The sequence below is a fragment of the Comamonas thiooxydans genome (assembly GCF_000964545.1).
Classification (GTDB): Bacteria; Pseudomonadota; Gammaproteobacteria; order Burkholderiales; family Burkholderiaceae_C; genus Comamonas; species Comamonas thiooxydans.
In genome coordinates, this window is sequence record NZ_BBVD01000013.1 from 1 (window position 1) to 25,885 (window position 25,885).

Below are 25,885 nucleotides of genomic sequence, written 5' to 3' on the forward strand. Positions count from 1 at the left end.
TGTGATAGCGGCGCGATAGCAAAGCGGTTATGCCCCGGATTGCAAATCCGGTTAGACCAGTTCGACTCTGGTTCGCGCCTCCAAACTTGTGGCACAAGCCCTGCAGATGAAAGTCTGCAGGGCTTTTTGCTTTGTGCGCCTGGTATCTGAATACGCCGCAAATCCTGAAGGTGGGCGCCGCATCTGCATCGCCCTATGCAACTCAGGCCTGCTGCAGGCCATGTCCTTTCGCTATGCAAAAGCCCAGGGCAACGCCCTGGGCGAGTCGGAGAAGACGGGAGCGATGCCCGCGTTCAGGCGGGCTCGGCCAGTTTCACGCTCTGACGCAATGTCTTGGCGGCTTCGACCATATGTTGCAGCGCCGGAATCACTTCGGCCCACTGACGTGTCTTGAGACCGCAGTCAGGGTTGACCCAAAGGCGTTCCGTGGGAATGCGTTTTGCAGCTTTTTGCATGAGCTCCACGATGCCTGCCTTGGTGGGAATATTGGGAGAGTGGATGTCATAGACGCCCGGACCGATCTCATTGGGGTAATCGAAGTGCTCGAAGGCCTCCAGCAACTCCATGTCCGAGCGCGAAGTCTCTATGGTGATCACATCGGCGTCCATGGCTGCAATCGAAGCAATGATGTCGTTGAACTCCGAATAGCACATATGGGTGTGAATCTGGGTTTCATCGGCAACGCCATTGGCGCTGATGCGGAAGGACTCCACGGCCCAGTGCAGATATTCCTTCCATTGTGATTTGCGCAATGGCAAGCCCTCGCGCAATGCAGCCTCGTCGATCTGGATCACGCGCACGCCGGCTCTTTCCAGATCCAGCACTTCCGCGCGAATCGCCAGAGCCAGCTGATAGCAGGATGTGGCGCGCGGCTGGTCATCGCGCACGAATGACCAGTTCAGGATGGTGACCGGGCCTGTCAGCATGCCTTTCATGGGTTTGCGGGTCAAGGACTGGGCGTACTGGATCCATTCCGTCGTCATCGCCTTGGGGCGGCTGATGTCGCCGAACAGAATGGGCGGCTTGACGCAGCGTGAGCCATAGGACTGCACCCAGCCGAACTGGCTGAAGGCATAGCCGTCGAGTTGCTCGCCAAAATATTCGACCATATCGTTGCGCTCGGCCTCGCCATGTACCAGAACGTCCAGCCCCAGAGCTTCCTGCTCTTGCACGCAGCGTTCGATCTCGGCGCGCATGGCGCCTTGGTAGCGGGCGAAATCCAGGTGACCGGCCTTGAATTCGCTGCGTGCCTGGCGGATCTCTGCCGTCTGTGGGAAAGAGCCGATAGTGGTGGTCGGGAAGACTGGCAGCTTGAGCAAGCGGGCTTGCTTGGGGGCGCGTGCTTCATAGCTGCTCTGGCGCTGGCCCAGCCCGGCGCTGATCTGCTTGACCGCAGCTTGCACCACGGGGTTGTGGACGCGAGGCGATGTGCGGCGTGCAGCCAGAGCTGAAGCGTTGTCGGCCAGTTCGGCCTTGACGCAATCTCGGCCATGGCGCAAAGCCTTGCCCAGCACGCGCAGCTCATCCAGTTTCTGCAGAGCATAGGCCAGCCAGGATTTGATGTCGGCATCCAGCTTTTGTTCGCTGTTCAGATCCACGGGTACATGCAGCAAGGAGCAGGATGGCGCAATCCAGAGACGGTCGCCCAGGCGCTCTGCCAGCGGCTCCACCCAGTCCAGCACGGCAGCCAGATCGGTTTTCCAGATATTGCGGCCGTTGATCACGCCCAGCGACAGTACCTTGTGCGCGGGCAGCAGCCCCAGCAGCTGTTGCACATCGTCCTGGCCGTTGATGGCATCGATGTGCAGGCCGGCTACGGGCAGGTTTGCTGCCAGATATTTGTTTTCGGCCAACTGGCCGAAATAGGTCGCCAGCAGCAGCTTGACCCTGCAGCTCTTGAGGTGGTGGTAAGCAGTGTTGAACGCATGTTGCCAGTCGGCATCGAGTTCGGTGACCAGGATGGGTTCGTCAATCTGTACCCATTCCACACCCTGGGTCGCCAGCGCATCCAGTAGTTGCGCATAGACGGGCAGCAGCCGCTGCAGCAGCTCTAGCTTGCTGGCGCCGTCCTTGGCCTTGCCCAGCGCCAGATAGGTGACGGGGCCTATGAGGACGGGCTTGGCCTGTATGCCTTGTGTCCTGGCTTCGGCCAGTTGTTCCAGCAGGCGCGATGCATCGAGCTTGAATTCGGTGGTCGAGCTGAACTCGGGCACGATGTAGTGGTAGTTGGTGTCAAACCATTTGGTCATCTCGCCCGCGGCGACGCCAGCGCAGCAGTGGGTGTGGCCGGTGCTACGGGATTCGGTTGTGACCGCCGAACGGCCACGGGCCACGCGAAAGTAGTTGTCCAGTGCATCGCCTTCGAAGTCTTGCACCCGTTCGGGCAGATTGCCCAGCGTAAAGCTCATGTCCAGTACTTGGTCGTAGAACGCGAAGTCACCCACGGGCACCAAGTCCAGCTCTTGCTGCGCGGTCCAGTGGCGTTGGCGCAGCTCGGCGCCCAGCGCCTTGAGCGCATCGCGCGAGGATTCACCTCTCCAGTAGGACTCCAGCGCGAACTTCAGTTCGCGCTTTGCGCCGATGCGAGGAAAGCCCAGGTTGTGAATAGTCGTCATGCAGAAATCCAGTCTTGTGATCTTCGGCCCATGGCCAGAGTGGCTTGGGTCAGCGGACTGGATGTTCCTGGAATCGATGCATGAAGTAAAATGGTTGTTTCTCATGTATCCATGAATTGTGTTCACAGATGATTGAGCGTATCCATCTCGCCATAGTGCAAGAGGTTGAAAAACAAGGCTCTTTGACTGCGGCAGCTGATGTGCTGTGCGTCACCCAGTCCGCCCTGAGCCACAGCATGAGAAAGCTGGAAGCCCAACTCGGCACCGATGTCTGGTTGCGTGAAGGGCGCAGCCTGCGCCTGACGCAGGCGGGTCAATACCTGCTGGCAGTGGCCAACCGCGTGCTGCCTCAGCTGGATCTGGCCGAGTCGCGTTTGCAGCAATTTGCTCTGGGAGAGCGCGGCAGCTTGCGCATCGGCATGGAATGTCATCCCTGCTACCAGTGGCTGCTGAAAATCGTCTCCCCATATCTGGCCGCCTGGCCCGACGTGGATGTGGACGTGAAGCAGAAGTTTCAGTTTGGCGGTATCGGTGCGCTGTTCGGCTATGAGATCGACATGCTGGTTACGCCCGATCCGCTGTTCAAGCCGGGTTTGCACTTCGAGCCCGTCTTTGACTATGAGCAGGTGCTGGTCGTGGCTGCGGATCACGCCTTGGCCCAGGTCGACCATGTCAAGCCCGATGATCTGTCTCGCGAGGTGCTGATTACCTATCCCGTGGCCGTAGACCGGCTTGATATCTATACCCAGTTTTTGCTGCCCAAAGGCATTGCGCCCAGGCGCCATAAGACCATAGAGACCACCGACATCATGATGCAGATGGTCGCCAGCGGCCGGGGTGTCGCGGCCCTGCCGCGCTGGCTGGCTCTGGAATATGCCGAAAAGATGGCAGTCGTACCCGTGAAGCTGGGCAGCAAGGGCATAGCCAAGCAAATCTACCTCGGCGCGCGCGAGGCAGAGTTGCATACCGACTATCTGCAGGCCTTTATTGCGCTGGCACGAGCACCTGGTCTGGCTCTGCCGGCTGCCGCATCCGCGCAGGACGACTCTTGAGAAGAGCGGCAGCCGACGGCTGAATAAGCAATAGCGGCTGACTCACATGTTGATGGCCGTCATGCCCGGTGCGGATGCACGGTCGGCTTGCCGTCCGGCTTGCACGCCCCACAGCCACATGGCACCGCCCGCCAGTAGCGTCAGCACAAACGATTGCTGTGCGCCCCAGTGGTCGATCAGCCAGCCGGCAGCGGCAGCGCCCAGGGCCACACCGCTGGCGAGGCCAGTCAGCAGCCAGGTCATGCCCTCGGTCAGTCGGTTTGCTTGTACCTGCTGCTCCACCAGACTCATGGCCACGGTAATCGTCGGGCCAAAGGTAATGCCTGCCAGCAGCACGGCCAGCGTCAGTGCGGTCAGATTGCTGGCCAGCAACAGGGGCAGGGCGGAGATGGCGACCGATGCCCCGACCCAGACGATCTGGCGGCTGAGCGGCATCTGCAGGCGCAGCGTGCCAAACAGCAAGCCCATGGCGCAGGAGCCCAGCGCATAGAAGGACAGCACCACACTGGCCATGCCGGGCTGGCCCTGAGCCGTGGCGAAGGCTACGCTGGCCACATCGATCACGCCCACGATGACGCCTTGTGCCAGCATGAACAGCGCCAGCGTGCGCACCACGGGCTGGCGCAGCATCGACGAAGCCCTGCCTTTTTCCGAGCTGGTATGGGGGCTGACAGGTGGTTCGGTACGGCGTTGCACCACAAACAGGCCTACGCCGATGATGAGGAACAGCGCTGCTGCCAGCGGACCGGCCTCAGGGAATAGCAGCATGCTCAGGCCCACCGATAGCGGCGGGCCGACGATAAAGGCCAGATCGTCGAGCACGCCTTCCAGTGCAAACGCGGTCTGCAACTGAGGCGTTCCACTGTAGATCGCTGTCCAGCGGGCGCGGACCATGGCCGGCATGCTGGGCAGACTGCCGACGGCAGCGGCCAGTGCCAGCAGCAGCCAGTCCGGCCCCTGCCAGTGGGCGCAGGCCAGCAAGGCCAGCATCGACAGCGCACTGCTGGCGGCCGCAAACGGCAGCACCCTGAACTGGCCGTAACGGTCAACCAGCGCCGAGATGCGCGGTGCCAGAACGGCAATCGACAGCGCGAAACAGGCCGACACCATGCCTGCCAGCGTATAGGCGCCGCGCTGCTGCGACAGCATGGTGATCAAGCCAATCCCCGTCATCGACAGCGGCAGCCGCGCCAGCAGCCCGGCCAGCACAAAGCCCGTGCTGCCCGGCGCCGTAAACAGCTTACGGTAAGCATTCAACATGGAAACCCTTGAATAGATTCACTTGCATACATCGTGTATGCGAGTGACATTCTAGGAGCTTGGGATGTAGCGCGTATGATTGGCATACGCTTTGTATGTGAATATTGCCGGGAGTTCGCAGTGACCCAAGTTCGCCAGAGTCGTGCCAGCATGATCGAAGCCACGCGGGCCAAGCTGATCAGTGCTGCGCGCAGCGCTTTCGCCCAGCATGGCTACGCCCAGGCCGCCATGGACGAGTTGACTGCGCAGGCCGGTTTGACGCGCGGCGCGCTCTATCACCACTTTGGTGGCAAGCCCGGCCTGCTAGCTGCCGTGGTGGCCCAGATGGATGAAGAAATGGACCAGCGGCTGGAGCTAGTGCTGCGGGGCCATGACAATCCATGGGAAGGCTTTCTGGCCTATTGCCGCGCCTATCTGGCCATGGCGCAGGAGGCTGAAATTCGCCGCATTGTGTTGCAGGATGCACGCTCCGTGCTCACCGGCACCGACCAGGGGCAGCAGCACCAGCAATGCATTGCTTTTATCGCCGGTTTTTTGCAGCAGCTCATCGACGAGGGCGTCATCGTGAACGCCAGTGCACCGGCGCTGGCAAGGTTGCTCAACGGCTGCCTGATCGAAGCGGCTTTCTGGATTGCCGAGGAGGGCGCTCCACCCGAGCGCCTGAACGAGGCCTTGCAGGCGCTGGATTTGATGCTGCAAGGCTGGAAGGCGGCCTGAGCCATTGCCAGAGCCGTGCTGCAGCCATGCCTGCTGTGCTTTGCCTGCAGTAGCCAGAATGAGGATCGTCTTGACTGCCAGGGTATTCTCGAGCTGAGGACATCAGCGATTTTGTGCAAGCGAACAATCCGGAATGTGCAAAGAGTCCGGGCTCGGAGGCTTTACCGGGACCGGCGACCGGCTGCATTCGAGTCGTCCGAGGTCTTCAGCGCGCTTCCGCGATCACGCTGATGCAGCAACTCAGGTCGGCAGGTAAGGCGAGATATTGGCGATGGCCCGGGCCATATAGACATCTTTTTCACCCACAGGGGCGACATAATGCAATGCACTCCTGGCGGCCTCGATCCCCTCGACACGGGCAATAAGCCAGGCGGCAAGGTATTGCGCTGCCAGGCAACCTCCAGCGGTAGCCACATTGCCGTTTGCGAAGAATGGCTGCTCCAGTACGCGAATGCCAGCCTCTTCAACCCAGGGCCTGGTGGTCAGGTCGGTACACGCCATCACGCCATCCAGCAAGCCGAGCTTGGCCAGTATCAGCGTGCCGGAGCACTGTGCAGCAATCAGTTGCCGTGAAGGGCCCAGCCTGAGTCTCGACATGAGGTCGGCATTGCGCGCGACCTCACGCGTTTGCATTCCACTGCCCACGATGACCGCATCTGCAGCGCCCGCATCCTCCAGAGTGGCCTGGGCTTCGATGACCACTCCGTTCATTGACCTGACGCGTGCGCTCGGGCAGGCAATCGACACTCGCCAACCGGGTCGCTTGATGCGGTTGAGTATGCCTAGAGAAATGAGTGAGTCGAGCTCGTTAAAGCCTTCGAAAGTCAGGATTGCGATATGCATTGGGAGGTTCCGGATGTGAACTTGTAGCAATGGTCATGCTAGAGATGAGATCCAATACGTTCAAATAATTGTCATGGATACAGGTTCTATATGCCGATTGCCCGATACAAGCAGCTGGTGGACCAGCTAGCCTCGGAAATTCGCGAAGGCCGGCTGGCACCGGGCACACGCCTGCCCACCCACCGGCAACTGGCATCCCGGGAGGGACTGGCCCTGGTCACGGCGACTCGTGTCTATGCCGAACTGCAGGCCATGGGCCTGGTCAGCGGCGAGACGGGGCGAGGAACTTTTGTGCGCGAAACAGCGCTGCCACGTGGCCTCGGTATCGACCAGCATGCCGCTGCGATAGGCATGCTGGACCTGAACTTCAACGCTCCTGCTCTTCCTGGTCAAGCCGAGTTGCTGCGCTCTGCATTGCGTCAACTTGCCGCCAGCGGAGATTTGGAGGCACTGCTGCGCTATCAGCCGCACGGAGGCCGGGCCCATGAGCGAGCTGCTATCGCCCTATACCTTGAAAACCGTAGGCTGACGGTTCCTGCCGAACAGGTGCTTATCGTGGATGGAGCGCAGCATGGGCTCGCAAGCACGGCCATGGCATTGCTGCAACCGGGCGATGTAGTGGCTGTTGATGCTTTGAGTTACCCGGGCTTCAAGGTGCTGGCGCAACAGCTGAGGCTTGAGCTGATTGCCATTCCGGCAGCTGGTTCGGGGCCGGACCTCGATGCGCTGGAGCAGCTGTGCCGACGCCGCAAGGTGCGCGCGGTCTATGCAATGCCGACTCTCCATAACCCGCTTGGATGGGTGATGAGCATCAACCGACGTCATGCATTTGCAGCGTTGATCCGTCGCCATGGCCTGTTGCTGATCGAAGATGCCGCGTATGCGTTTCTTGCTCGGGACGCTCCACCGCCCATGGCCGCACTGCTGCCTGAGTCCACGGTATATGTCTCAGGCTTTTCCAAGAGTGTCGCCACGGGTTTGCGGGTGGGCTTTGTGGCTGCGCCGGCAGCCTGGATATCTCGGATAGAACGAGCTATCCGTGCAACGACCTGGAACACCCCCGGCGTCATGACCGCCATGGTTGTGAATTGGCTGAGAGACGGGACGGTTGCCAGGCTGGAAGCTCAGAAGCGAGAGGACGCCCAGATGCGTCAGAAACAGGTGACGCGGGTCTTCAAGGGGCTGCCCTGTATGCGCCACCCCAGTTCGTATTTTGTCTGGCTCCCCATGCCTGACGACCTGAGGGCTGATCAGGTCGCGATGGTGTTGCAGACGGCAGGAATTTCCGTGTCAACGGCCGAACCCTTCGTCACTGGCGTGCAAGTGCCGCAAGCACTGCGGCTGGCCTTGGGTTCGGTGCCGCTCGAAAAACTTCGGCATGCCTTGATGCGAGTCAGGCTGGTGCTGGATGGAGCCACGCTGCACTAGAGGATCTCTCTGCGCAACCGGTTTCGAGGCCGTAGCCAGGGTAGTGAATGCTGCCGGCCATGGTCACACCGACCTGAAAACATGGCGTGCGGCGCCTGATGTATCAAGGTTGCACGCGATTCAGGCGCAGGGTCCGGAGACCGGATTACTGGTACTTTTGCTCCAGACCATCCCAGAAATCCTTGTTCACCAGCCGCTGGCGCTCAAGGAAAGGTGCGACGATGGCGGGGTCTTCATCGACCTTGTGATCGTCGCGCAGCAGGGTCAGGCACTTTTGCATGCCGGCCACAGCGCCTTGAAGTGCGGCATTGGCGTAGAGCACAAAGCCATAGCCCAGCTCGCCCAGTTCGTCGGCGTTGAAGATGGGGGTCTTGCCACCGATGACCATATTCATGAGCTGTGGGGCTTGCAGGCGCTGCGGCAGGGTGCGCACTTCTTCGGCCTGGGTGACGGCCTCGACAAACAGGATGTCGGCGCCGGCTTCCTGAAACTGCTGGGCACGCTCGATGGCGGCTTCGAAGCCGTGGACGGCGGCCGCGTCGGTACGAGCCATGATGAGAGTGCCGCTGTCGCGGCGCGCATCGACGGCGGCCTTGATCTTGCCCAGCATTTCGCCGGTTTCGATCACGGCCTTGCCATTGAAGTGGCCGCAGCGCTTGGGGCTGACCTGGTCCTCGAGCTGAATGCAGTCGGCGCCGGCACGCTCCAGAGTGCGCACGGCGTGGTAGGTGTTGACGGCGTTGCCGAAGCCGGTGTCGGCATCGACCAGCAGCGGCACTTCCACGGCGTCGCGGATGCGGGCCGTATGGTCGGCGATATCGCTGAGACCCATGAAACCCTGGTCGGGCATGCCGAACCACATATTGGTCACGCCGGCACCGGTCACATAGATGGCTTCAAAGCCCAGATCGGCGATCAGCCGCGCCGACATGGCGTTGAATGCACCGGGCACGATGACGCCGCGGCGGGCATCGGCCAGGGCTTTGAGTTGTTGTTTGGGGTTCATGGGATTTCTTGATAAAAAAGACTCTGATGCTTATCTGCCCTGCGCGGCCGGCTGTCAGCCTTGACGAGGCAGGGCGCTGCCTGGCAGCAGCTGCCCCGCGCCCAAGGCTGCGAAGCGGCTCGGGGGGAATCAGTCCAGCGAAATATTCGCGTTCTTGATCACGGGCCCCCACTTGGCGCGCTCGGCTTCAAGATATTTGCCATAGGCCTGGGGCGTGCCGCCCATGATCTGGCCGCCGCTGCTTTCGATCATCTGGCGCAGAGACTTGTCGTTCTTGAGCGCTTCGTTGACGGCCTGGTTGAGCTTGACCACCACAGCGTCGGGCGTGCCGGCCGGCGCAATCATGCCCAGCCAGTTGTACGACTCGAAGCCCTTGACCCCGGCTTCGTCCAGCGTGGGCACCTCGGGCAGCAAGGCCAGACGGGTCTTGCTGGAGACGGCCAGGGCATTGATCTTTTTGGCCTTGATGGAGGGCAGAGCCGAGTAGCCCATCTCGAACATCATGGCCAGATGGCCGCCCATGAGGTCGGTGGCCGCCAGCGAGCCTCCCTTGTAGGGCACATGGGTCAGCTGGGTCTGGGTCTGATAGGCCAGCAGTTCGCCCGACAGATGGTGGGCACCGCCCACGCCCGAGGAGCCATAGGTCAGATCGCCGGGCTTGGCCTTGGCATGGGCCAGCAGTTGCTGCACGCTCTTGAAGGGCTGGTTGGGAGCGGTGGTCAGAAACAGGGGGGCCTGCTCGATGAGGATGATGGGCTTGAACGCCGTCTTGGCGTCATAAGGCATCTTCTTCATCAGCATGGGGTTGGTGACCAGGGGGCCGGGCGAGCCGAAGCCGAAGGTGTGACCGTCGTTGGCCTTGGCGATGGCATCCGTGCCCGTCACGCCGCCGGCACCGCCGCGGTTGTCGATGATCACGGGCTGGCCCAGCACCTTGCCCAGCGAGTCGGCAATCAGGCGTGCGCGGGTATCGGCATAGCCGCCTGCCGCATAGGGCACGATGAGCTTGACGGTGCGGGTGGGCCAGGCTTCAGAGCCCTGGGCCAGGGCTGCAGAGGCGCCGCCCAGCAAGGCGGTAGCGGCGGCGGCGCAGGCAGTGGCGCGGAGCAAGGCGTTTCTACGGGAAATCATGAATCAGGTCTCAGTATTCTTTTAAGGATCCAGCGTATATAGGGCATACGCTGGATGCTATGTTTTTTGTGAAACTCACTTTTCCTGCATATGAGCTGCCTTGACGATCTCGCCCAGGCGCTTGCGCTCGGCATCGGCAAATTTCACGAATTCCGCACGTGTGCCGCCGACCGGCTCGATGCCCAGCCCCTTGAGCTTCTCTACGGTGGCAGGTTCCTTCATGGCCTTGTCCACGGCGGCTGCCAGCTTGTCCAGAATGGAGGGTGGCGTGCCCTTGGGGGCATGAATGCCGGCCCAATGCGCGATCTGCAGATCGGCAAAGCCTTGCTCCACGGCAGTGGAGAGCTGGGGGTAGGCCGAGATGCGCTGGGTCCAGGTCGTGGCCAGAGGTTTGAACTTGCCCTCGTGAATGATGTGCGGCAGCGCGATGATGCTGGCTTCTGAAGTGCCTTCGACCTGGCCGCCGAGCACGGCCGTGGTGCTCTCCGAACCGCTCTTGTAGGGCACGGGCTGCAGCTTGGCGCCGTATTTCACATTCAGCATCTCGGCCACGAAGTGCGGCGTGCTGCCCGTGCCGGCGGTGGCAAAGTTGAAGCCGGCGCCCTTCTTGGAGGCTTCGACGAAGTCGCGCAGATTGTTATAGGGCGCGTTCTTGGGCACCACGATCACCGAAGGTGCGAGGCCAATCATCACCACGGGCTGCAGAGCATCGTCCTTGAAAGGCATGGTCTTCTTGATCATGCTGTTGGAGATGACGCCGGCCGCGCTGACCAGCAGGGTGTAGCCATCGGGCTGGGCCTTGGCCACGATATCGGCACCTACGGTGCCACCCGCGCCAGGACGATTGTCGATCACCACGGGCTGGCCAAGGATCTTGGAGGCGCCTTCGGCCGCCGATCTGGCCATCAAGTCATTGGCGCCGCCTGCGGAAAACGGCACAACGAGGCGAATCGGACGCGTGGGCCAGTCGGCGGCCTGGGCCAGGCCGGCTGTGCCCAGCACGGAAAGAGTCAAGGCCTGGGCAACAAGATTGCGACGGTTCAAAAACATGGATATCTCCTGGATCCAAATCCCTATTGGTATGGCCCGATACCGCAAGCACTGTGCCAGGCGAATTTGGGGAAAACCCTCTGAATATCAAGTGTTTGAAATCATTGGGGTTTTTGTGATTCTGTGGACTAGCTGCCGGTAGCGGTGTATTGTTTGTATTTCATTGATGAAATAATTGTTTTCATGAGTGAAATAGATGCGATATCGAACGATGGCATCAAACGGATGCCAGCAGCCGGCCAGCCGCATTTGCCGCACATCGTCACCGTAGGCCGCTACCGTGTGGGGCGGGTGCTGGAGCGGCTGGCACAGCCCTGGTCGGGTGAGGCCAGGTTCTCGCATATCTCGGCCTCCTTCGATGATGCGGTGGCCCAGGTGCAGGCGCTCAATCTGCGCCAGCCCATCGATGCCCTGGTGGGGGCGGGAGCCAGTGGAGCCTGGATTCGAGAGCGCGTGGACATTCCGCTGGCCATGGTAGAAGTACGTGGCCTGGATTTGCTGCAGGCGCTGCGCCAGGCCAAGTTGCAGACCACGGAAGAGGCTCCGCGCGTGGGCCTGGTCAACTTCGAGGTGCCGTCGCCCGTGGTGGCCCAGTTCGACAGCCTGTTCGGCCTGGGTCTGGTCCAGATCGCCTATCAAGGTCCGCATGACGCGCCGGCCTGCGTGCAGAAACTCAAGGCGTCGGGCGTTGGTGCCGTGGTGGCGCCGGGCCTGGTGGCCGATCTGGCAGAGCAGGCGGGCATGGCCAGCGTGTTGCTGTATTCCGATATTTCGGTGCGTCAGGCACTCAGCGACGCCATGCTGCTGGCCCGTCATCGACGTGCCGAGCGCGACCGGCATCAACGGCTGGAAACCGTGTTGCACCAGTTGCAGGACGGTGTGGTGGCCGTGGACGAGCGTGGCCGTATTTGCGCGCTGAACCCTCGCATGGCCGCTTTGCTCGGTGCCCCGGTCGAGGCCTTGCACGGCCGCATGCTGGAGGAGGTGGCTCCGGCCCTGGGCACGGCCCGGGCACTGGCGGGTGAGGAGGGGGGAGAAGAGGTGGTGCAACTGGCCTTGCGTACCCTGGTGGTGCGACGTGCGCCAATTGTGGAGAACGGGCTGGTGACCGGCGCTTTGCTGGTCTGCCGCGATCCAGCCGTCATCCAGCGGGCCGATCGCAGCCTGCGCGCCAATCAGCGGCAAAGAGCCGCCGGTGTACGCTGGCGCATTGAGGACTATCTGGGCAGCAGCCCCGCTGCACAGCGCGTGCGACTGCTGGCCAGGCAGTACGCGAACAGCGATGCGACGGTGTTGATCCTGGGTGAAAGCGGGACCGGCAAGGAGCTGGTGGCGCAGGGTATCCACAGTGCAGGACGGCGTGCGGCACAGCCATTTCTGGCCGTCAACTGTGCGGCGCTCAGTGAAAGCCTGCTGGAGAGCGAGCTTTTCGGTTACGAGGAAGGCGCTTTTACCGGGGCCAGGCGCGGCGGCAAGACCGGGCTGATCGAGGCAGCGCATACCGGGACCCTGTTTCTCGATGAAATTGGCGACATGCCGCTGGCGCTGCAATCGCGACTGCTGCGCGTGCTCCAGGAACGCGAGGTATTGCGCGTAGGTTCCACCACGCCGATTCCCGTGGATGTGCGCGTGATTGCCGCCACCCATGCGGATCTGGCGGATCAGGTGGAGCGGGGTCAGTTCCGGCGCGATCTCTACTACCGGCTGGCGGTGCTGCGCCTGAGCACGCCTTCGCTGCAAATGCGAGGTGGTGCCGATGTTGCTGAACTGGGCCGCGCCATGCTGGCTCAGCGTCTGAACGCTGCAAGCGGGTTGCCCCGCGCACTGCATGACAGAGTGGAGCAGCAGCTTGATGCACTGCTGGCCAGGGCTGCGGCGCATGACTGGCCCGGTAATGTCCGTGAACTGGACAACTGGGTGGAGCGCCTGCTGGCCTGCAGCGACTATCTGGACTCAGGCCGGGGTGGCCTTCTGGATATGGCGCGCTTGCTTGAAGTCTTCCCGGAGTGCGCCGACGGCCTGGCTCTGGCCGAGCCTGCTGCGGCCCGGCAGGCACAGCTCAGGGACGCGGGTCGCCTTGCCGAGCAGAAGCGATTGCGCGAGGTGCTGGAGTCGGTCGGGGGTGATCAGCGCCAGGCCTGTGAAATTCTCGGCATCAGCCGGGCCACTCTGTGGCGGCGCATGAAGGCTTAGCGGCGTTGCAGCGTGAGGTCCGCCATACGTATGATTTCGGCCAATATCGCGAGTGCATGGCGTGAATTGCGGCAACCGGCGCAACAATCACCAGCAAGCGGAGGTTGGGCTGTGCCTGGGGCTTTCTCGGTGTGAAAGACTGCAGGCTCCGCTGTCTGGTGAGCCGGGTCGAGGCTGGTGCCACAGCCGGGCCTGATGTTTTATCGATTGAGATCGGGAGAGAGACGGGTTATGTCCGACGTGAGCGAGCTTGAGAACGAGAGTGCGGTCTATAGAACCTTGCTGGAGTCCACCAAGGCCATTCCCTGGAAGATCGACTGGGCGACCATGAAGTTCGCCTATATCGGCCCTCAGATCGAGAGCCTGCTTGGCTGGAGCCGTGAAAGCTGGGTCAGTGTCGAAGACTGGGCCATGCGCATGCACCCCGAGGACCGCGAATATGTGGTGAATTTCTGCGTGAGCCAGTCCCAGGCCGGCGTGGACCATGAGGCTGACTATCGCGCGCTGACCAAGGACAACGGCTATGTCTGGATTCGCGATGTGGTCCATGTGGTGCGCAATGCGCAAGGCGAGGCCGAAGCGCTGATCGGCTTCATGTTCGACATCAGTGAACGCAAAAAGACCGAGGAAAGGCTGCTGAGTCTGCAGAAGGAGCTGGAAGTGCTCTCCTTCAAGGATGGCTTGACCAGCATTGCCAACCGGCGCTGCTTCGATACCAGCTTCGAGCAGGAATGGGAGCGCACGCGCAGCGATGGCAAGCCCCTGTCCATGCTGCTGTTCGATGTCGACTTCTTCAAGCAATACAACGATTTGTACGGTCATATCCAGGGCGACAAATGTCTGGTGGATATTGCCCAGACCCTGAGCCTGGCGCTGGACGGACAGCGTGACCTGGTGGCGCGTTACGGTGGCGAGGAGTTTGTGGTGCTGCTGCCCGAAGCCGATGCCGAAACTGCGCAAAAAGTGGCCGAGCGCTGCCAGCGCCTGATCCAGAAGCAGTCCATCGTGCATGCGCTGTCGCCCCATGGCAGGCGGGTCACCATGAGCATTGGTGCGGGCACGGTGCTGCCGGCAGAGCATGATCGACCTGCCGGCTTTATCGAAGCCGTGGACCGGCAGCTCTATGCGGCCAAGAACAAAGGCCGCCACCGGATTGAAAGCGTCATCTTGAGCGCTTGAACCCTGCCCAGGCCTGCGTGCGGCAGGCGCCCGGCAGGGCAATACCCGGTGTCAGGCCTTCAGCACTTCGCACGGCACCCGTACCCAGCCTTCCATCAGAATGCGGGCACTGCGGCTCATCAAGGCCCTGGTGACCTGCCATTGACCCTGGTCGCTCCTGGCTTCGGCCCCCACACGCAGGGTGCCGCTGGGATGGCCGAAGCGTACGGACTGGCGCTCGCCGCCGCCCGCCGCCAGATTGACCAGCGTGCCTGGAATGGCGGCAGCCGTGCCTATGGCGACGGCTGCCGTGCCCATCATGGCGTGGTGCAGCTTGCCCATGGAAAGCGCCCGCACCAGGAGATCGATATCTTTGGCGGCAATCGCTTTGCCGCTGGAGGCTGTGTAGCTTTGCGCGGGAGCCACAAAGCCTATCTTGGGCGTGTGCTGGCGTGTGGCAGCTTCACCCAGATCCTTGATCAGGCCCATCCTGAGTGCGCCATGGGCGCGGATGGCTTCGAACCTGGCCAGGGCGGGGCCATCGCTGTTGATAGCATCCTGCAGTTCGCAGCCGGTATAGCCCAGCTCTCTGGCATCGAGAAAGATGGTCGGAATGCCGGCATTGATGAGGGTCGCGCAAAAGCGGCCGACGCCGGGCACATCCAGCTCGTCGCTGACATTGCCGGTGGGAAACATGGCAGCTCCGTCCTCACCTTCATCGGCGGGGTCTAGGAACTCCAGGGCCACTTCGGCAGCGGCAAAGGTCACGCCGTCAAGTTCGAAGTCCCCGGTTTCCTGCACCTGACCATCGCGAATCTGCACATGGTTGATGATGGTCTTGCCGATATTCGCCTGCCAGATGCGAATGACGGCCACGCCGTTGTGCGGAATGCGCTCGGCCGGAATCAGCCCCATGTGAATGGCGCAGGGGCCGACGGCAGCGCTCAGGTTGCCGCAGTTGCCGCTCCAGTCCACAAAAGGCTGATCGATGGACACCTGGCCGAACAGATAGTCCACATCGTGATCGGCGCTTGTGCTCTGGCTGAGGATCACGCCTTTGCTGGTGGAGGATGATGCATTGCCCATGCCGTCAATCTGTTTGCCATAAGGGTCGGGGCTACCCAGAGTGCGCAGAAAGATGGCGTCGCGAACAGGGCCGGGCTGCCGGGCCGCTTCGGGCAGATCCTGCAGCTTGAAGAACACACCTTTGCTGGTGCCTCCGCGCATATAGGTGGCGGGAATGCGGATTTGCGAAGTGAGGGACATGGAATGGCAAACAAACAAGGTATTCAAGGCTCAAGCCAGGGCTTGAGCCTTGAATCAGTGAAACAGATGTAGCTGTTGAGGACGAGGCGGAGAGCCGGAAGCCAATGGCCAGCGATGCAGCACCTGGTAGCGTAACTGCTTGCCTGTGCCGGTTCGCTCGACCAGCTGGATCTCATCGATCAGCCAGTCGACGGGATCGATACGCCGAGTGGGCAGGGCATGTAGAGCTCTGTAGCTGATGGTGATATGCGGTCTATGGCCGCCATCCTTGAAACCGTGGGATTTCAACTCGGTCTGCAGCGTTGTCAGCAGGTGGTTGAAAGGCTCTGGACGTCCGCGGGTTAGCAAAGACCAGTGAATGCGCTCGCCCTCCTCACCGCGAATGCGGTTGAAGCTGAGCTCGAAGGCCTTCAGCTGCGCCGCTTGCACTGCATTGCCTGCGGCCAGCAAGGCGAGCAGTGCCTCTTGCCCGGAGTCAAAAGGGCCACACCAGGTTTGGTGCCAGTTATCTGGAGAGAACATGCGCTCGCCCAGGTCCTTATCAAGGCCCAAGGCGCTGATCCGGGCACGCAGGCGATGACGTTCCGGGCTTTGGGGCTGGGTGGCAATCAGCATGCGTGCCTGGCTCATAGCTGCTCCTTAGCTCACAAGTTCAGCCGTTGACGCGGAATCGGTTGTGGCGCTACCCGCCAGGAAGTCCTGGGCAAAGCGCTGCAGCACGCCACCGGCTTCGTAAATCGAGACCTCTTCCGCGGTATCGAGGCGACACAGTACCTGCACTTCGGTGCGGGCGCCGGTCGTGCGGTGGATATGAAGTGTAAGCCTGGCCTGGGGGCTACGCTGGCCGATGACATCAAAGCTCTCGGTGCCATTCAACCCCAGTGTGTGGCGGCTCGTGCCGGGCAGGAACTCCAGCGGCAACACCCCCATGCCGATCAGATTGGTGCGGTGGATGCGCTCGAAGCCCTCAACCAGGATGACCTCCACACCGGCCAGGCGAACGCCCTTGGCAGCCCAGTCACGGCTCGATCCCTGGCCGTAGTCGGCGCCGGCGATGATGATCAGCGGTTGCTTGCGCTGTATATAGGTCTCTATGGCTTCCCACATGCGCATGGTCAGTCCCTCGGGCTCGACGCGGGCAAGAGAGCCCTGGCGCACCTTGCCCTGGTCATCCACCACCATTTCGTTGAGGAGCTTGGGATTGGCAAAGGTGGCGCGCTGTGCGGTCAGGTGGTCGCCGCGATGCGTGGCATAGGAATTGAAGTCCTCCTCGGGCAGACCCATTTTGTGCAGATACTCGCCTGCGGCCGAGTCCATCAGGATGGCGTTGGAGGGCGAGAGGTGGTCGGTTGTGATGTTGTCGGGCAATATGGCCAGAGGGCGCATGCTGCGCAAAGTGCGCTCGCCCGCGAGGGCTCCCTCCCAGTAGGGTGGGCGGCGGATATAGGTGCTTTGCGGGCGCCAGTCATACAGTGCCTCGACCTTCTCGCCCTGGTCTGCGCGGATGGCAAACATGGGTTCATAGACCGAGCGGAACTGCTCGGGTTGGACGGCAGCCTTGGCCACGGCGTCGATTTCCTCGTCGCGGGGCCAGATGTCCTTCAAGCGGATTTCGCGGCCCTGGAAGACGCCCAGCACATCGTTCTCGATATCGAAGCGCATGGTGCCCGCAATCGCATAGGCCACGACCAGCGGAGGCGAGGCGAGAAAGGCCTGTCTGGCATAGGGGTGGATGCGGCCATCGAAGTTGCGGTTGCCCGAGAGCACAGCCGTGGTGTAGAGGTCGCGGTCGATGATCTCTTGTTGAATCACGGGGTCCAGAGCGCCGCTCATGCCGTTGCAGGTGGTGCAGGCAAAGGCCACCACGCCAAAGCCCAGCGCTTCCAGGTCATGTAGCAGACCGGCTTGTTCCAGATACAGGGGCACGGTCCTGGAGCCGGGAGCCAGAGAGGTCTTGACCCAGGGCTTGCGGGTCAGGCCCAGATTGCGCGCATTGCGCGCCAGCAGGCCGGCCGCGATCACATTGCGTGGGTTGCTGGTATTGGTGCAGCTGGTAATGGCTGCAATGATGACGGCCCCATCGGGCATCTGCCCTTCGGCCTGCGTCCACTCACCGGCAATACCTCTTGCTGCAAGCTCGCTGGTTGCCAGGCGGGCGTGTGGATTGGAAGGGCCGGCCATATTGCGCACCACGCCGGACAGATCAAAGCTCAGTGTACGTTCGTATTCGGCACTTTCCAGGCTATCTGCCCACAGACCTGCCTGTTTGGCGTAGTTCTCGACCAGTTGCACCTGCTCAGGCTCGCGCCCCGTCAGACGCAGATAGTCGATCGTCTGCTCGTCGATCGCGAACATGGCCGCCGTGGCTCCATATTCGGGTGCCATGTTCGAGATGGTGGCGCGGTCGCCGATGGAGAGGCTGCGCGCGCCTTCACCATGGAACTCCAGATAGCTTCCCACCACTTTTTGCTGACGCAGGAACTGGGTCAAAGCCAGCACGATGTCAGTGGCAGTGATGCCGGGCTGCCGCCTGCCAGTGAGTTGCACGCCAATGATTTCGGGCAGGCGCATCCACGAGGCGCGGCCCAGCATCACGTTCTCGGCTTCCAGTCCACCCACGCCCACGGCGATCACTCCCAGTGCATCGACATGTGGTGTGTGGCTGTCGGTACCTACCAGAGTATCTGGGAATGCTTCACCATCGATAGCATGGATCACAGGGCTCATACGCTCCAGATTGATCTGGTGCATGATTCCGTTGCCCGGCGGAATCACCTCCACATTCTTGAAGGCCTGTTTGCACCACTCGATGAAATGAAAGCGGTCCTCATTGCGCCGATCTTCGATGGCGCGGTTTTTTTCAAATGCTTGAGGATCGTAGCCGCCGCATTCCACGGCTAGCGAATGGTCCACGATCAGTTGAACGGGCACCACGGGGTTGACCGCGGCTGGGTCGCCTCCTTGCTCGGCAATTGCATCGCGCAGGCCGGCCAGATCGACGAGAGCCGTCTGGCCCAGGATGTCATGGCAGACCACACGCGCCGGAAACCAGGGAAAATCGCGTTCGCGCTTGCGTTCAACGATTTGCCTGAGGTACTCGGTCAGGTGGGCCGGATCGCTGCACCGCACCAGGTTCTCGGCATGGACGCGACTGGTATAGGGCAGTGTGGTCCAACTGCCGGGGCGGATGGCTTCCACAGCGGACCGGGCGTCGAAGTAATGCAGCGCAGTGCCGGGCAAGGGTTTACGGTAAGGGTGGTGAGTCATTGTCTCGGGGATTCTTTTAGTAGTCTCAATAGGCCAGAGCCGAGCGTGAGGCTTCTGCGTTGCCGGCGCTGTGGCAGTGCGGGGATTGTGAAAGGGCTGCAGGCAATGGTGAAGGCATCGGCGCTTGGCTTGTCGGCTGCATGGTGGGCTGTGTACCCAGTGCGAGTTGGAGCCGGGCCTGCGACACGCGCAGCAACTGCTCGCAAAGCTGCGTGCTGGCAGTCTGCATCTGGCGTTGCCGCGCCAGATGGCCAGCCAGCAGGCTGCTCAGCAAGCGAGCCTCGGCCACCTGGGCTGCACTCAGGCAGGTCACGCTCATGCCGCGCCGGGGCTGTGCGCTCAGCAGTCCTTCATGGCACAGCAGCTTCATGGCCTCGCGCACAGGAGTGCGGCTCACGCCAAACTCCTGGGCCAGTGCTCCGTCGTTGATGTCCGATCCGGGCGGCAACTGATGGCTCAGAATGCGCTCGCGCAGCTTGTCGGCGATGGCAATGCACAGGGAATGGGCTTGCATGGGCTGGGCAGACATTGCTGGAGCTTACTGGCGTGCCTCGATAGGCACGAAATGCAGATCGTCCGGGCCTGTGTAGTTGGCGCTGGGACGGATGATCTTGTTGTCCTGGCGCTGCTCGATGATGTGCGCCGCCCAACCGCTGGTGCGGGCAATCACGAACAGCGGCGTGAACATGGCGGTGGGCACGCCCATCATGTGATAGCTGACGGCGCTGAACCAGTCGAGATTGGGGAACATGTTCTTGACCTCCCACATCACTGATTCCAGGCGCACGGCAATGTCGTACATCTTGCTGCTGCCGGCCTCGTCCGAGAGCTTTTTGGCCACGCCTTTGATGACCACATTGCGAGGGTCGCTCACGGTATAGACGGGGTGGCCGAAGCCGATCACGACTTCCCTGGCATCCACGCGGCGGCGGATATCGACCTCGGCCTCTGCCGGGTTGTCGTAGCGCTTCTGGATCTCGAACGCCACCTCATTGGCTCCGCCATGCTTGGGGCCGCGCAGAGCGCCTATCGCAGCGGTAATCGCCGAGTACATATCGCTGCCCGTGCCTGCCACCACGCGGGCCGTGAAGGTCGATGCATTGAACTCGTGCTCGGCATACAGATTGAGCGAGGTATGCATGGCGCGCACCCAGCTCTCGCAAGGCCTTGTGCCATGCAGCAGATGCAGAAAGTGGCCACCGATAGAGTCGTCCCCGGTTTCGACCTCGATGCGGCGGCCCGAGTTGCTGAAGTGGTACCAGTAAAGCAGCATGCTGCCCAGGCAGGCCATCAGGCGGTCGGCGATATCGCGGGCGCCAGGAGGATTGTGGTCGTCTTTCTCCGGCAGCGCGCAGCCCAGGGCGGAGACACCGGTGCGCATCACGTCCATGGGATGGCTGGCGGCGGGCAACTGTTCCAGCGCAGTCTTCACGCTGCCGGGCAGGCCGCGCAAAGCCTTGAGCTTGGCTTTGTAGGCCCTGAGTTCTGCGTGGGTGGGCAGTTTGCCGTGTACCAGCAGGTGGGCAATCTCCTCAAACTCGCAGACCTTGGCAATGTCCAGAATGTCGTAGCCGCGGTAGTGCAGGTCGTTGCCGTTCCTGCCCACGGTGCACAGTGCCGTGTTGCCTGCTGTCACGCCGGAGAGGGCGACGGACTTTTTTGGCCTGAAGCTTGCGGCGGCGTGGTTAATGGCGGTTGAAGATATTGGGGATGTTGGGGCTGTCACAGTGCTCATGGGTGTCTCCTTTGGATGTGCAGTGCAGGTCCTTGCTGGTCTGCGATACTTCGCAATCTACGCATTTGCTTTCTCTGCGTATAGAACTGAATTGGTGAATGCTTGCGAAACTGAATGCATGTATTTGCAAATTTTGCGAATCTTTGAGATCAACAAACAAGGAGCAAGCCAATGGCCAAGACCTTCATGGGCGTACGCCTGCGCAGCCTGCGTGCCGAGCGTGGTCTTACGCAGGCTGCGCTGGCCCAGGCGCTGGAGTTGTCACCGAGCTATCTGAATCAGATCGAGCAGGATCAGCGCCCGCTCACGGTGGCCGTGCTGCTCAAGATTCACAGGGTGCTGGGCGTCGATATCCAGCAGTTCTCCGAGGATGAGGAGGCCCGCTTGCTGGCGCAATTGCGCGATGCGGTGGCCGCCATGCCTCAGCCAGAAGGTTCGGTGCCGCTTCCCGAGCTGCGTGAGGTCGCAGCCAAGCTGCCGCAGATGGCACAGATGCTGCTGGCCATGCACCAGCGTCACCTGGCGGACGCCGAGCGGCTGGAGGCCTTGACCGCCCATCTGAGTGATGGCCGCGCCGGGCCGGATGCCGACACCTCAGTTCACAGAGATGTCGCCGGGAATGGCGCAATGGCAGGCCTGCTGACGCAGCCCTCGCGCCAGATGCCGTTCGAGGCGGTGCGTGATTTCTTTTTTTCCCACCGCAATTACCTTGATGCGCTTGATCGTGCAGCCGAAGCGCTGGCTCGGCAGGCTGCAGAGCAAGGCGGTCATCTGCATGATTGGCTGCAATACCGGCTGCAGGCACGACATGGTGTATTGGTTCTGCATGCTCATGTCGGGACTGCTGAGAAAGCGGGCAGCCATAGGCGCTACGATGCGCTCACGCGCACCTTGTATGTGGCTCCGCAACTGAGTCCCATGCAGCAGGCATTTCAGCTGGCTACGCAACTGGCGCTGCTGGAGTTTGATTCACTGCTTGAAAGGGAGCTGCAAAGCGTGCCCTGGCAGGACGAGGCCACGCGCCGGCTGGCACGCATGGGGCTGGCCAATTATGTAGCCGGGGCATTTGTGCTGCCATATGGAGAGTTCTTGCGTGCAGCCGAAGGCCTGCGCTACGACATAGACTTGCTCGCAAGGCACTTCGGTGTGGGCTTCGAGACCGTCTGTCATCGTCTCTCAACCCTGCAGCGCAGCGATGCGCCGGGTGTGCCGTTTTTCTTTATCCGAGTGGACCGGGCTGGCAATATCAGCAAGCGCCAGTCGGCCACGCATTTTCATTTCTCCAAGACAGGCGGCACCTGCCCGTTGTGGGTGGTGTACGAGGCTTTTACCCAGCCGGGTCGCATAGTGCCCCAGCTCGCCAGCATGCCGGACGGGCGCGTCTACCTGTGGATTGCTCGCACCATCAGCCATGCCGGCCAGGGCTGGGGGGCTCCAGGCAAGACCTTCTCCATCGGCCTGGGCTGCGACTTGCAGCACGCCGCGCGGCTGGTGTACTCCCAAGGCATGGATTTGCGCAATATAGGAGCGGCCACACCTATCGGCATGGGCTGCAAGGTATGCGAGCGCAGCGCTTGCCCGCAACGTGCTTTTCCGTACGTAGCCAAACCGCTCAAAGTCAATGAAAACGAGAGCGGATTTGTCCCCTATGGCGGCTAGTTGCTGCTGCCATGTGCGGTGAAGTTGGGGGGATGCATCTGACGCTGGATTGCTGTTACCAACTGATTAACAGGCGTGAAAATGCATTGGAGCAAAAATCTGTATTGTATTTATTGCTATTCATTTGATAGCATTCCGAGAAAATTTGCTTAGTCTTCTTGGACGATGGGCTGAGGGCGATTTCTTCATACGCTGTCTCCAAGTTTTGATTGCACATCAACAAGGAGACAAGAATGCGTTTAGCCGGAAAAGTTGCCGTGGTCACGGGGGCGGGCCAGGGCATGGGGCGAGCGATTGCACAGCGTTTTGCCGATGAGGGTGCCACTGTGGTGGCCGTGGACTTGAATGAAGAAGCAGCCAGACAGACCCTGGAAGGCAGGGGCGGCAAGCATCTGGCCCGTTCCTCCAATGTGGCCGACAGCGCTGCGGTCGATGCGCTGTTTGTCGAAATCCGCGAAAAGCTCGGCGCCGTCGACGTGCTGGTGAACAACGCCGGCGTAGGCTCGGTGGACCAATTTGCCGATATTCCTGATGCGACCTGGGAGCGCGTGATTGGCGTGAACCTGAATGGCGCTTTCTACTGCGCCCGTGCCGCCGTCAAGCAGATGCAGGAAGGCAAGGGTGGTGCCATCGTCAATATCTCCAGCACCTCGGCTGTCAGCGGTGACGGTCCGGCGCACTACTGCGCCTCCAAGGCCGCCCTGATGGGCTTGACCCGTGGCATGGCCAAGGAACTGGCGTCCAAGAAGATCCGTGTGAACACACTGGTTCCCGGACCCACCAACACGCCCATGATGCAGGGCATTCCCCAGGAGTGGGCCGATGCCATCATCGCCGGCGTGCCCATGGGTCGCATGGCTGAGCCAGAAGACATCGCCAAGGTGGCAGTGTTCCTGGCCAGCGACGACAGCGGCTTTGTGACGGGTCAGAACGTGGCAGTCAACGGCGGCAGCGCCTTCCTCTAAGGAGAGACAAGCATGAGCAAGCGTCTGGAAGGAAAGATTGCATTTGTGACCGGTGGTGGTTCCGGTATCGGTGCCGCAACGGCTGAGCGTTTCGCACAGGAGGGGGCAACCGTGGTGATCTGCGGCCGCCGCAAGCAGCCTCTCGACGAAGTCGTGGCCAGGATCAAGGCAGCAGGCGGCAGTGCCGAGGCCATCGTGGCCGATGTGGGCAACGAAGCCCAGTTCGTTGGTGCGCTGGAGCAGACTGCCAAAAAGCATGGCCGCCTGGACATTCTGGTCAACAACGCCATGGCCTACACATGGGGCGGCATCGACAGCATGACCACGGCCGACTGGCATGCCAACTTCAGCACTTCGGTGGATGGCACCTTCTGGGGGACGCGCACAGCGCTGAAGCTGATGGCCGGCAAGGGCGGCTCCATCGTCAATATCGGCTCCATCTGCGGCACGCTGGGCACGCCCTATATGTCGGGCTACTCGGCAGCCAAGGCGGCCATTCTCAACTTCTCGCGTGCTGCAGCCGCCGAAGGTGCGCCTGCTGGCGTGCGCGTGAACGTGGTGATTCCTGCCGTGGTGGAGACCCCTGCGACAGCGGGAATGCTGGCTGATGAGGCATCGCGCAAGAACACCGAAAAGCTCATCCCCATGGGCCGTGTCGGTCAGTCCGGCGAGCTGGCCAATGCCGTGCTGTTCCTGGCCAGCGATGAAGCCAGCTATGTGACAGGTGCTGCACTGCCCGTGGATGGTGGTCGTTCCGCCGTTCTGGTGACTGCGCTGTAACAGAAAGCTTTAGAGATGAGTGAACCCGTGAATCAGTGGCCGCAAACGCTGGATGAGCGTATCGACAGGCTGGAGTCGCTGGATGCGATTCGCCAGCTGGCTGGCAAGTACTCCCTGTCCCTGGACATGCGTGACATGGGCGCCCATGTGAACCTGTTCGCTCCCGATATCAAGGTTGGCAAGGAAAAAGTGGGGCGGGCGCATTTCATGGCCTGGCAGGACAGCACGCTGCGTGACCAGTTCACGGGAACCTCGCACCATCTGGGCCAGCACATCATCGAGTTTGTGGACCGGGATCACGCCACCGGCGTGGTCTACTCCAAGAACGAGCATGAGTGCGGTGCCGAGTGGGTCATCATGCAGATGCTGTACTGGGACGACTACGAGCGCATTGACGGCCAGTGGTATTTCCGTCGCCGTCTGCCCTGTTACTGGTATGCCACAGACCTGAACAAGCCGCCGATTGGCGACATGAAGATGCGCTGGCCCGGTCGTGAGCCCTACCATGGCGCTTTCCACGACCTGTTCCCGAGCTGGAAGGAATTCTGGGCCCAGCGCCCTGACAAGGATGAGTTGCCGCAAGTGGCCGCGCCCGCGCCCCTGGAGCAGTTCCTTAAAAGCATGCGCCGTGGCACACCCGCGCCGCGCATGCGTGTGCGCTAAGGAGTCGGCATGAGTCAAACGCTTTTCACGCCCACCCAGCTGGGCAAGATTGCTCTGCAGAACCGCGTGGTCATGGCCCCAATGACGCGCAACCGCGCCGATGCCGATGGCACGCCCACCGACATCATGGCCGAGCACTATGGCCAGCGCGCTGATGCCGGCCTGATCGTGGCTGAAGGGGCCTGGCCCGAGGTCACGGGTCAAGCCTACTGTCGTCAGCCCGGCATCGAAACTGCCGCTCATGTGCGCGGCTGGCGCCGTGTGACGGACGCCGTGCATGCGCGTGGCGGATCCATTGTGCTGCAGATCATGCACTCCGGTCGTATCGGCAGCAGTCATATCAAACCCGCTGGTGTGCGTTCCGTATCGGCGTCCGCCATTCAGGCTCAGGGCAAGATCTGGACCGATGCGGCAGGCATGCAGGATTTCGACCAGCCCCAGGCATTGACCACCGAAGAAGTGCGCAAGGCGATTGCCGGGCATGCTGCAGCTGCTCGGCGCGCCATGGATGCGGGCTTTGACGGCGTCGAGCTGCATGGCACTAGCGGTTATCTGAGTCTGCAGTTCCTGCACTCCAGTACCAATCAGCGTACCGATGAATATGGTGGCAACGCCAGCAGTCGCTCACGTTTCGCTGTGGAATGCCTGGGCGCCATGGGGGAGGCCATCGGCATCGATCGCGTGGGGCTGCGCCTGAACCCCGGCAACACCTTCAATGACACGGCGGATGAAAACTCCGCGGCAACCCATGCCGAGCTGATGCGTCAGGCCGCCAAGCTGGGCATTGCCTATCTGCATGTGATGCGTGCGGTCTTCGATCCTTCAATCGATGCCTTCAAGCTGGCGCGTGAGAACTTTGGCGAGAACCTGATTCTCAACGATGGCTTTGATGCGCAAAGCGCCGAAGCCGCGTTGCAGGCAGGCGAGGGCAAGGCGGTATCTTTTGCGCGGCATTTCATCGCCAACCCCGATCTTGTGCAGCGCATGCGCCAGGGCCTGCCTCTGGCCAGGTTTGACCGCAACACGCTCTACACCCCCGGTGCCAGGGGCTACAACGACTATGCGTCTGCAGAAGAAGTGCAGACCGTCTGATCCAT

Annotated in this window: 21 protein-coding genes and 1 tRNA gene; 11 read left to right on the plus strand and 11 right to left on the minus strand. The window is 61.6% G+C overall.

The window, feature by feature from the left end:
• Positions 1–9: 9 nt before the first annotated feature.
• Positions 10–83, plus strand: a tRNA-Cys gene (locus tag Cth01_RS18865).
• 210 nt (positions 84–293) lie between these two features.
• On the opposite strand, the gene metE is transcribed toward Cth01_RS18865, so the two are convergent.
• On the minus strand, positions 294–2,615 hold the full coding sequence (gene metE / locus Cth01_RS18870; protein ID WP_045840080.1) for a 5-methyltetrahydropteroyltriglutamate--homocysteine S-methyltransferase: 2,322 nt from the start codon (positions 2,613–2,615) through the stop codon (positions 294–296).
• A 128-nt stretch (positions 2,616–2,743) separates the two neighbouring features.
• Here metE and Cth01_RS18875 point away from each other — a divergent pair, with 128 nt between their 5' ends.
• Positions 2,744–3,667, plus strand: a complete 924-nt coding sequence (locus tag Cth01_RS18875) for a LysR family transcriptional regulator (protein WP_034360133.1) — start codon at positions 2,744–2,746, stop codon at positions 3,665–3,667.
• A gap of 42 nt (positions 3,668–3,709) precedes the next feature.
• On the opposite strand, the gene Cth01_RS18880 is transcribed toward Cth01_RS18875, so the two are convergent.
• A complete protein-coding gene (locus tag Cth01_RS18880) occupies positions 3,710–4,927 on the minus strand; it encodes an MFS transporter (RefSeq protein WP_034360135.1) in 1,218 nt (405 codons plus the stop codon).
• A 150-nt stretch (positions 4,928–5,077) separates the two neighbouring features.
• Here Cth01_RS18880 and Cth01_RS18885 point away from each other — a divergent pair, with 150 nt between their 5' ends.
• Positions 5,078–5,644 (plus strand): TetR/AcrR family transcriptional regulator, encoded by a 567-nt coding sequence (locus Cth01_RS18885; RefSeq protein ID WP_139032105.1) that lies wholly within the window; start codon positions 5,078–5,080, stop codon positions 5,642–5,644.
• Between the two features lie 240 nt (positions 5,645–5,884).
• On the opposite strand, the gene Cth01_RS18890 is transcribed toward Cth01_RS18885, so the two are convergent.
• Complete coding sequence (locus Cth01_RS18890; RefSeq protein ID WP_045840082.1) at positions 5,885–6,487, minus strand: DJ-1/PfpI family protein; 603 nt, start codon at positions 6,485–6,487, stop codon at positions 5,885–5,887.
• A 90-nt stretch (positions 6,488–6,577) separates the two neighbouring features.
• Here Cth01_RS18890 and Cth01_RS18895 point away from each other — a divergent pair, with 90 nt between their 5' ends.
• Positions 6,578–7,915 carry an aminotransferase-like domain-containing protein gene (locus tag Cth01_RS18895; protein WP_045840083.1) on the plus strand — a complete coding sequence of 446 codons (1,338 nt, stop codon included), beginning with the start codon at positions 6,578–6,580 and terminating at the stop codon, positions 7,913–7,915.
• 145 nt (positions 7,916–8,060) lie between these two features.
• Here Cth01_RS18895 and Cth01_RS18900 read toward each other — a convergent pair whose 3' ends face one another.
• The 3 genes from Cth01_RS18900 to Cth01_RS18910 form a co-directional block, all read right to left on the minus strand.
• Positions 8,061–8,921: an isocitrate lyase/PEP mutase family protein gene (locus tag Cth01_RS18900; protein ID WP_034360141.1), complete on the minus strand. Its 861-nt coding sequence runs from the start codon at positions 8,919–8,921 to the stop codon at positions 8,061–8,063.
• Positions 8,922–9,050: 129 nt separating this feature from the next.
• Entirely contained in the window at positions 9,051–10,052 is a 1,002-nt protein-coding gene (locus Cth01_RS18905; protein ID WP_045840084.1) for a Bug family tripartite tricarboxylate transporter substrate binding protein, read from the minus strand.
• 75 nt (positions 10,053–10,127) lie between these two features.
• Positions 10,128–11,102, minus strand: a complete 975-nt coding sequence (locus Cth01_RS18910) for a Bug family tripartite tricarboxylate transporter substrate binding protein (RefSeq protein WP_034360145.1) — start codon at positions 11,100–11,102, stop codon at positions 10,128–10,130.
• A 183-nt stretch (positions 11,103–11,285) separates the two neighbouring features.
• On the opposite strand from Cth01_RS18910, the gene prpR reads away from it, so the two are divergent.
• Positions 11,286–13,295 (plus strand): propionate catabolism operon regulatory protein PrpR, encoded by a 2,010-nt coding sequence (gene prpR / locus Cth01_RS18915; protein WP_082085688.1) that lies wholly within the window; start codon positions 11,286–11,288, stop codon positions 13,293–13,295.
• 231 nt (positions 13,296–13,526) lie between these two features.
• Complete coding sequence (locus Cth01_RS18920) at positions 13,527–14,474, plus strand: sensor domain-containing diguanylate cyclase (protein WP_034360149.1); 948 nt, start codon at positions 13,527–13,529, stop codon at positions 14,472–14,474.
• A 51-nt stretch (positions 14,475–14,525) separates the two neighbouring features.
• Here Cth01_RS18920 and prpF read toward each other — a convergent pair whose 3' ends face one another.
• Genes prpF through prpC form a run of 5 tightly spaced genes read right to left on the minus strand, consistent with a single transcriptional unit; the run spans position 14,526 to position 20,721 of the window.
• Positions 14,526–15,719: a 2-methylaconitate cis-trans isomerase PrpF gene (gene prpF / locus Cth01_RS18925; RefSeq protein ID WP_045840085.1), complete on the minus strand. Its 1,194-nt coding sequence runs from the start codon at positions 15,717–15,719 to the stop codon at positions 14,526–14,528.
• 54 nt (positions 15,720–15,773) lie between these two features.
• Positions 15,774–16,349: a 2'-5' RNA ligase family protein gene (locus Cth01_RS18930; protein ID WP_045840086.1), complete on the minus strand. Its 576-nt coding sequence runs from the start codon at positions 16,347–16,349 to the stop codon at positions 15,774–15,776.
• 9 nt (positions 16,350–16,358) lie between these two features.
• Positions 16,359–18,986 (minus strand): Fe/S-dependent 2-methylisocitrate dehydratase AcnD, encoded by a 2,628-nt coding sequence (acnD, locus tag Cth01_RS18935; protein ID WP_045840087.1) that lies wholly within the window; start codon positions 18,984–18,986, stop codon positions 16,359–16,361.
• Between the two features lie 25 nt (positions 18,987–19,011).
• On the minus strand, positions 19,012–19,500 hold the full coding sequence (locus tag Cth01_RS18940) for a GntR family transcriptional regulator (RefSeq protein ID WP_233425227.1): 489 nt from the start codon (positions 19,498–19,500) through the stop codon (positions 19,012–19,014).
• A 24-nt stretch (positions 19,501–19,524) separates the two neighbouring features.
• Positions 19,525–20,721, minus strand: coding sequence for a bifunctional 2-methylcitrate synthase/citrate synthase (gene prpC, locus Cth01_RS18945; protein ID WP_233425228.1), 1,197 nt, complete (start codon positions 20,719–20,721; stop codon positions 19,525–19,527).
• Positions 20,722–20,892: 171 nt separating this feature from the next.
• On the opposite strand from prpC, the gene Cth01_RS18950 reads away from it, so the two are divergent.
• From Cth01_RS18950 to Cth01_RS18970, 5 genes are all read left to right on the plus strand, one after another.
• The gene (locus Cth01_RS18950; RefSeq protein WP_034410332.1) at positions 20,893–22,380 is read left to right on the plus strand and encodes a short-chain fatty acyl-CoA regulator family protein; all 1,488 of its coding nucleotides are present in this window, start codon (positions 20,893–20,895) and stop codon (positions 22,378–22,380) included.
• Between the two features lie 233 nt (positions 22,381–22,613).
• Complete coding sequence (locus Cth01_RS18955; RefSeq protein ID WP_034378305.1) at positions 22,614–23,345, plus strand: SDR family NAD(P)-dependent oxidoreductase; 732 nt, start codon at positions 22,614–22,616, stop codon at positions 23,343–23,345.
• 12 nt (positions 23,346–23,357) lie between these two features.
• Complete coding sequence (locus Cth01_RS18960; RefSeq protein WP_045840089.1) at positions 23,358–24,125, plus strand: SDR family NAD(P)-dependent oxidoreductase; 768 nt, start codon at positions 23,358–23,360, stop codon at positions 24,123–24,125.
• Positions 24,126–24,140: 15 nt separating this feature from the next.
• Complete coding sequence (locus tag Cth01_RS18965; RefSeq protein WP_045840090.1) at positions 24,141–24,788, plus strand: nuclear transport factor 2 family protein; 648 nt, start codon at positions 24,141–24,143, stop codon at positions 24,786–24,788.
• A gap of 9 nt (positions 24,789–24,797) precedes the next feature.
• The gene (locus Cth01_RS18970; protein ID WP_034396755.1) at positions 24,798–25,880 is read left to right on the plus strand and encodes an alkene reductase; all 1,083 of its coding nucleotides are present in this window, start codon (positions 24,798–24,800) and stop codon (positions 25,878–25,880) included.
• Positions 25,881–25,885 lie beyond the last annotated feature (5 nt).

Bases quoted from the DNA above. Each gene is read 5' to 3' on its own strand.
- metE (WP_045840080.1), bottom strand. From the start codon at position 2,615: ATGACGACTATTCACAACCTGGGCTTTCCTCGCATCGGCGCAAAGCGC.
- Cth01_RS18875 (WP_034360133.1), top strand. From the start codon at position 2,744: ATGATTGAGCGTATCCATCTCGCCATAGTGCAAGAGGTTGAAAAACAA.
- Cth01_RS18880 (WP_034360135.1), bottom strand. From the start codon at position 4,927: ATGTTGAATGCTTACCGTAAGCTGTTTACGGCGCCGGGCAGCACGGGC.
- Cth01_RS18885 (WP_139032105.1), top strand. From the start codon at position 5,078: ATGATCGAAGCCACGCGGGCCAAGCTGATCAGTGCTGCGCGCAGCGCT.
- Cth01_RS18890 (WP_045840082.1), bottom strand. From the start codon at position 6,487: ATGCATATCGCAATCCTGACTTTCGAAGGCTTTAACGAGCTCGACTCA.
- Cth01_RS18895 (WP_045840083.1), top strand. From the start codon at position 6,578: ATGCCGATTGCCCGATACAAGCAGCTGGTGGACCAGCTAGCCTCGGAA.
- Cth01_RS18900 (WP_034360141.1), bottom strand. From the start codon at position 8,921: ATGAACCCCAAACAACAACTCAAAGCCCTGGCCGATGCCCGCCGCGGC.
- Cth01_RS18905 (WP_045840084.1), bottom strand. From the start codon at position 10,052: ATGATTTCCCGTAGAAACGCCTTGCTCCGCGCCACTGCCTGCGCCGCC.
- Cth01_RS18910 (WP_034360145.1), bottom strand. From the start codon at position 11,102: ATGTTTTTGAACCGTCGCAATCTTGTTGCCCAGGCCTTGACTCTTTCC.
- prpR (WP_082085688.1), top strand. From the start codon at position 11,286: ATGAGTGAAATAGATGCGATATCGAACGATGGCATCAAACGGATGCCA.
- Cth01_RS18920 (WP_034360149.1), top strand. From the start codon at position 13,527: ATGTCCGACGTGAGCGAGCTTGAGAACGAGAGTGCGGTCTATAGAACC.
- prpF (WP_045840085.1), bottom strand. From the start codon at position 15,719: ATGTCCCTCACTTCGCAAATCCGCATTCCCGCCACCTATATGCGCGGA.
- Cth01_RS18930 (WP_045840086.1), bottom strand. From the start codon at position 16,349: ATGAGCCAGGCACGCATGCTGATTGCCACCCAGCCCCAAAGCCCGGAA.
- acnD (WP_045840087.1), bottom strand. From the start codon at position 18,986: ATGACTCACCACCCTTACCGTAAACCCTTGCCCGGCACTGCGCTGCAT.
- Cth01_RS18940 (WP_233425227.1), bottom strand. From the start codon at position 19,500: ATGCAAGCCCATTCCCTGTGCATTGCCATCGCCGACAAGCTGCGCGAG.
- prpC (WP_233425228.1), bottom strand. From the start codon at position 20,721: ATGAGCACTGTGACAGCCCCAACATCCCCAATATCTTCAACCGCCATT.
- Cth01_RS18950 (WP_034410332.1), top strand. From the start codon at position 20,893: ATGGCCAAGACCTTCATGGGCGTACGCCTGCGCAGCCTGCGTGCCGAG.
- Cth01_RS18955 (WP_034378305.1), top strand. From the start codon at position 22,614: ATGCGTTTAGCCGGAAAAGTTGCCGTGGTCACGGGGGCGGGCCAGGGC.
- Cth01_RS18960 (WP_045840089.1), top strand. From the start codon at position 23,358: ATGAGCAAGCGTCTGGAAGGAAAGATTGCATTTGTGACCGGTGGTGGT.
- Cth01_RS18965 (WP_045840090.1), top strand. From the start codon at position 24,141: ATGAGTGAACCCGTGAATCAGTGGCCGCAAACGCTGGATGAGCGTATC.
- Cth01_RS18970 (WP_034396755.1), top strand. From the start codon at position 24,798: ATGAGTCAAACGCTTTTCACGCCCACCCAGCTGGGCAAGATTGCTCTG.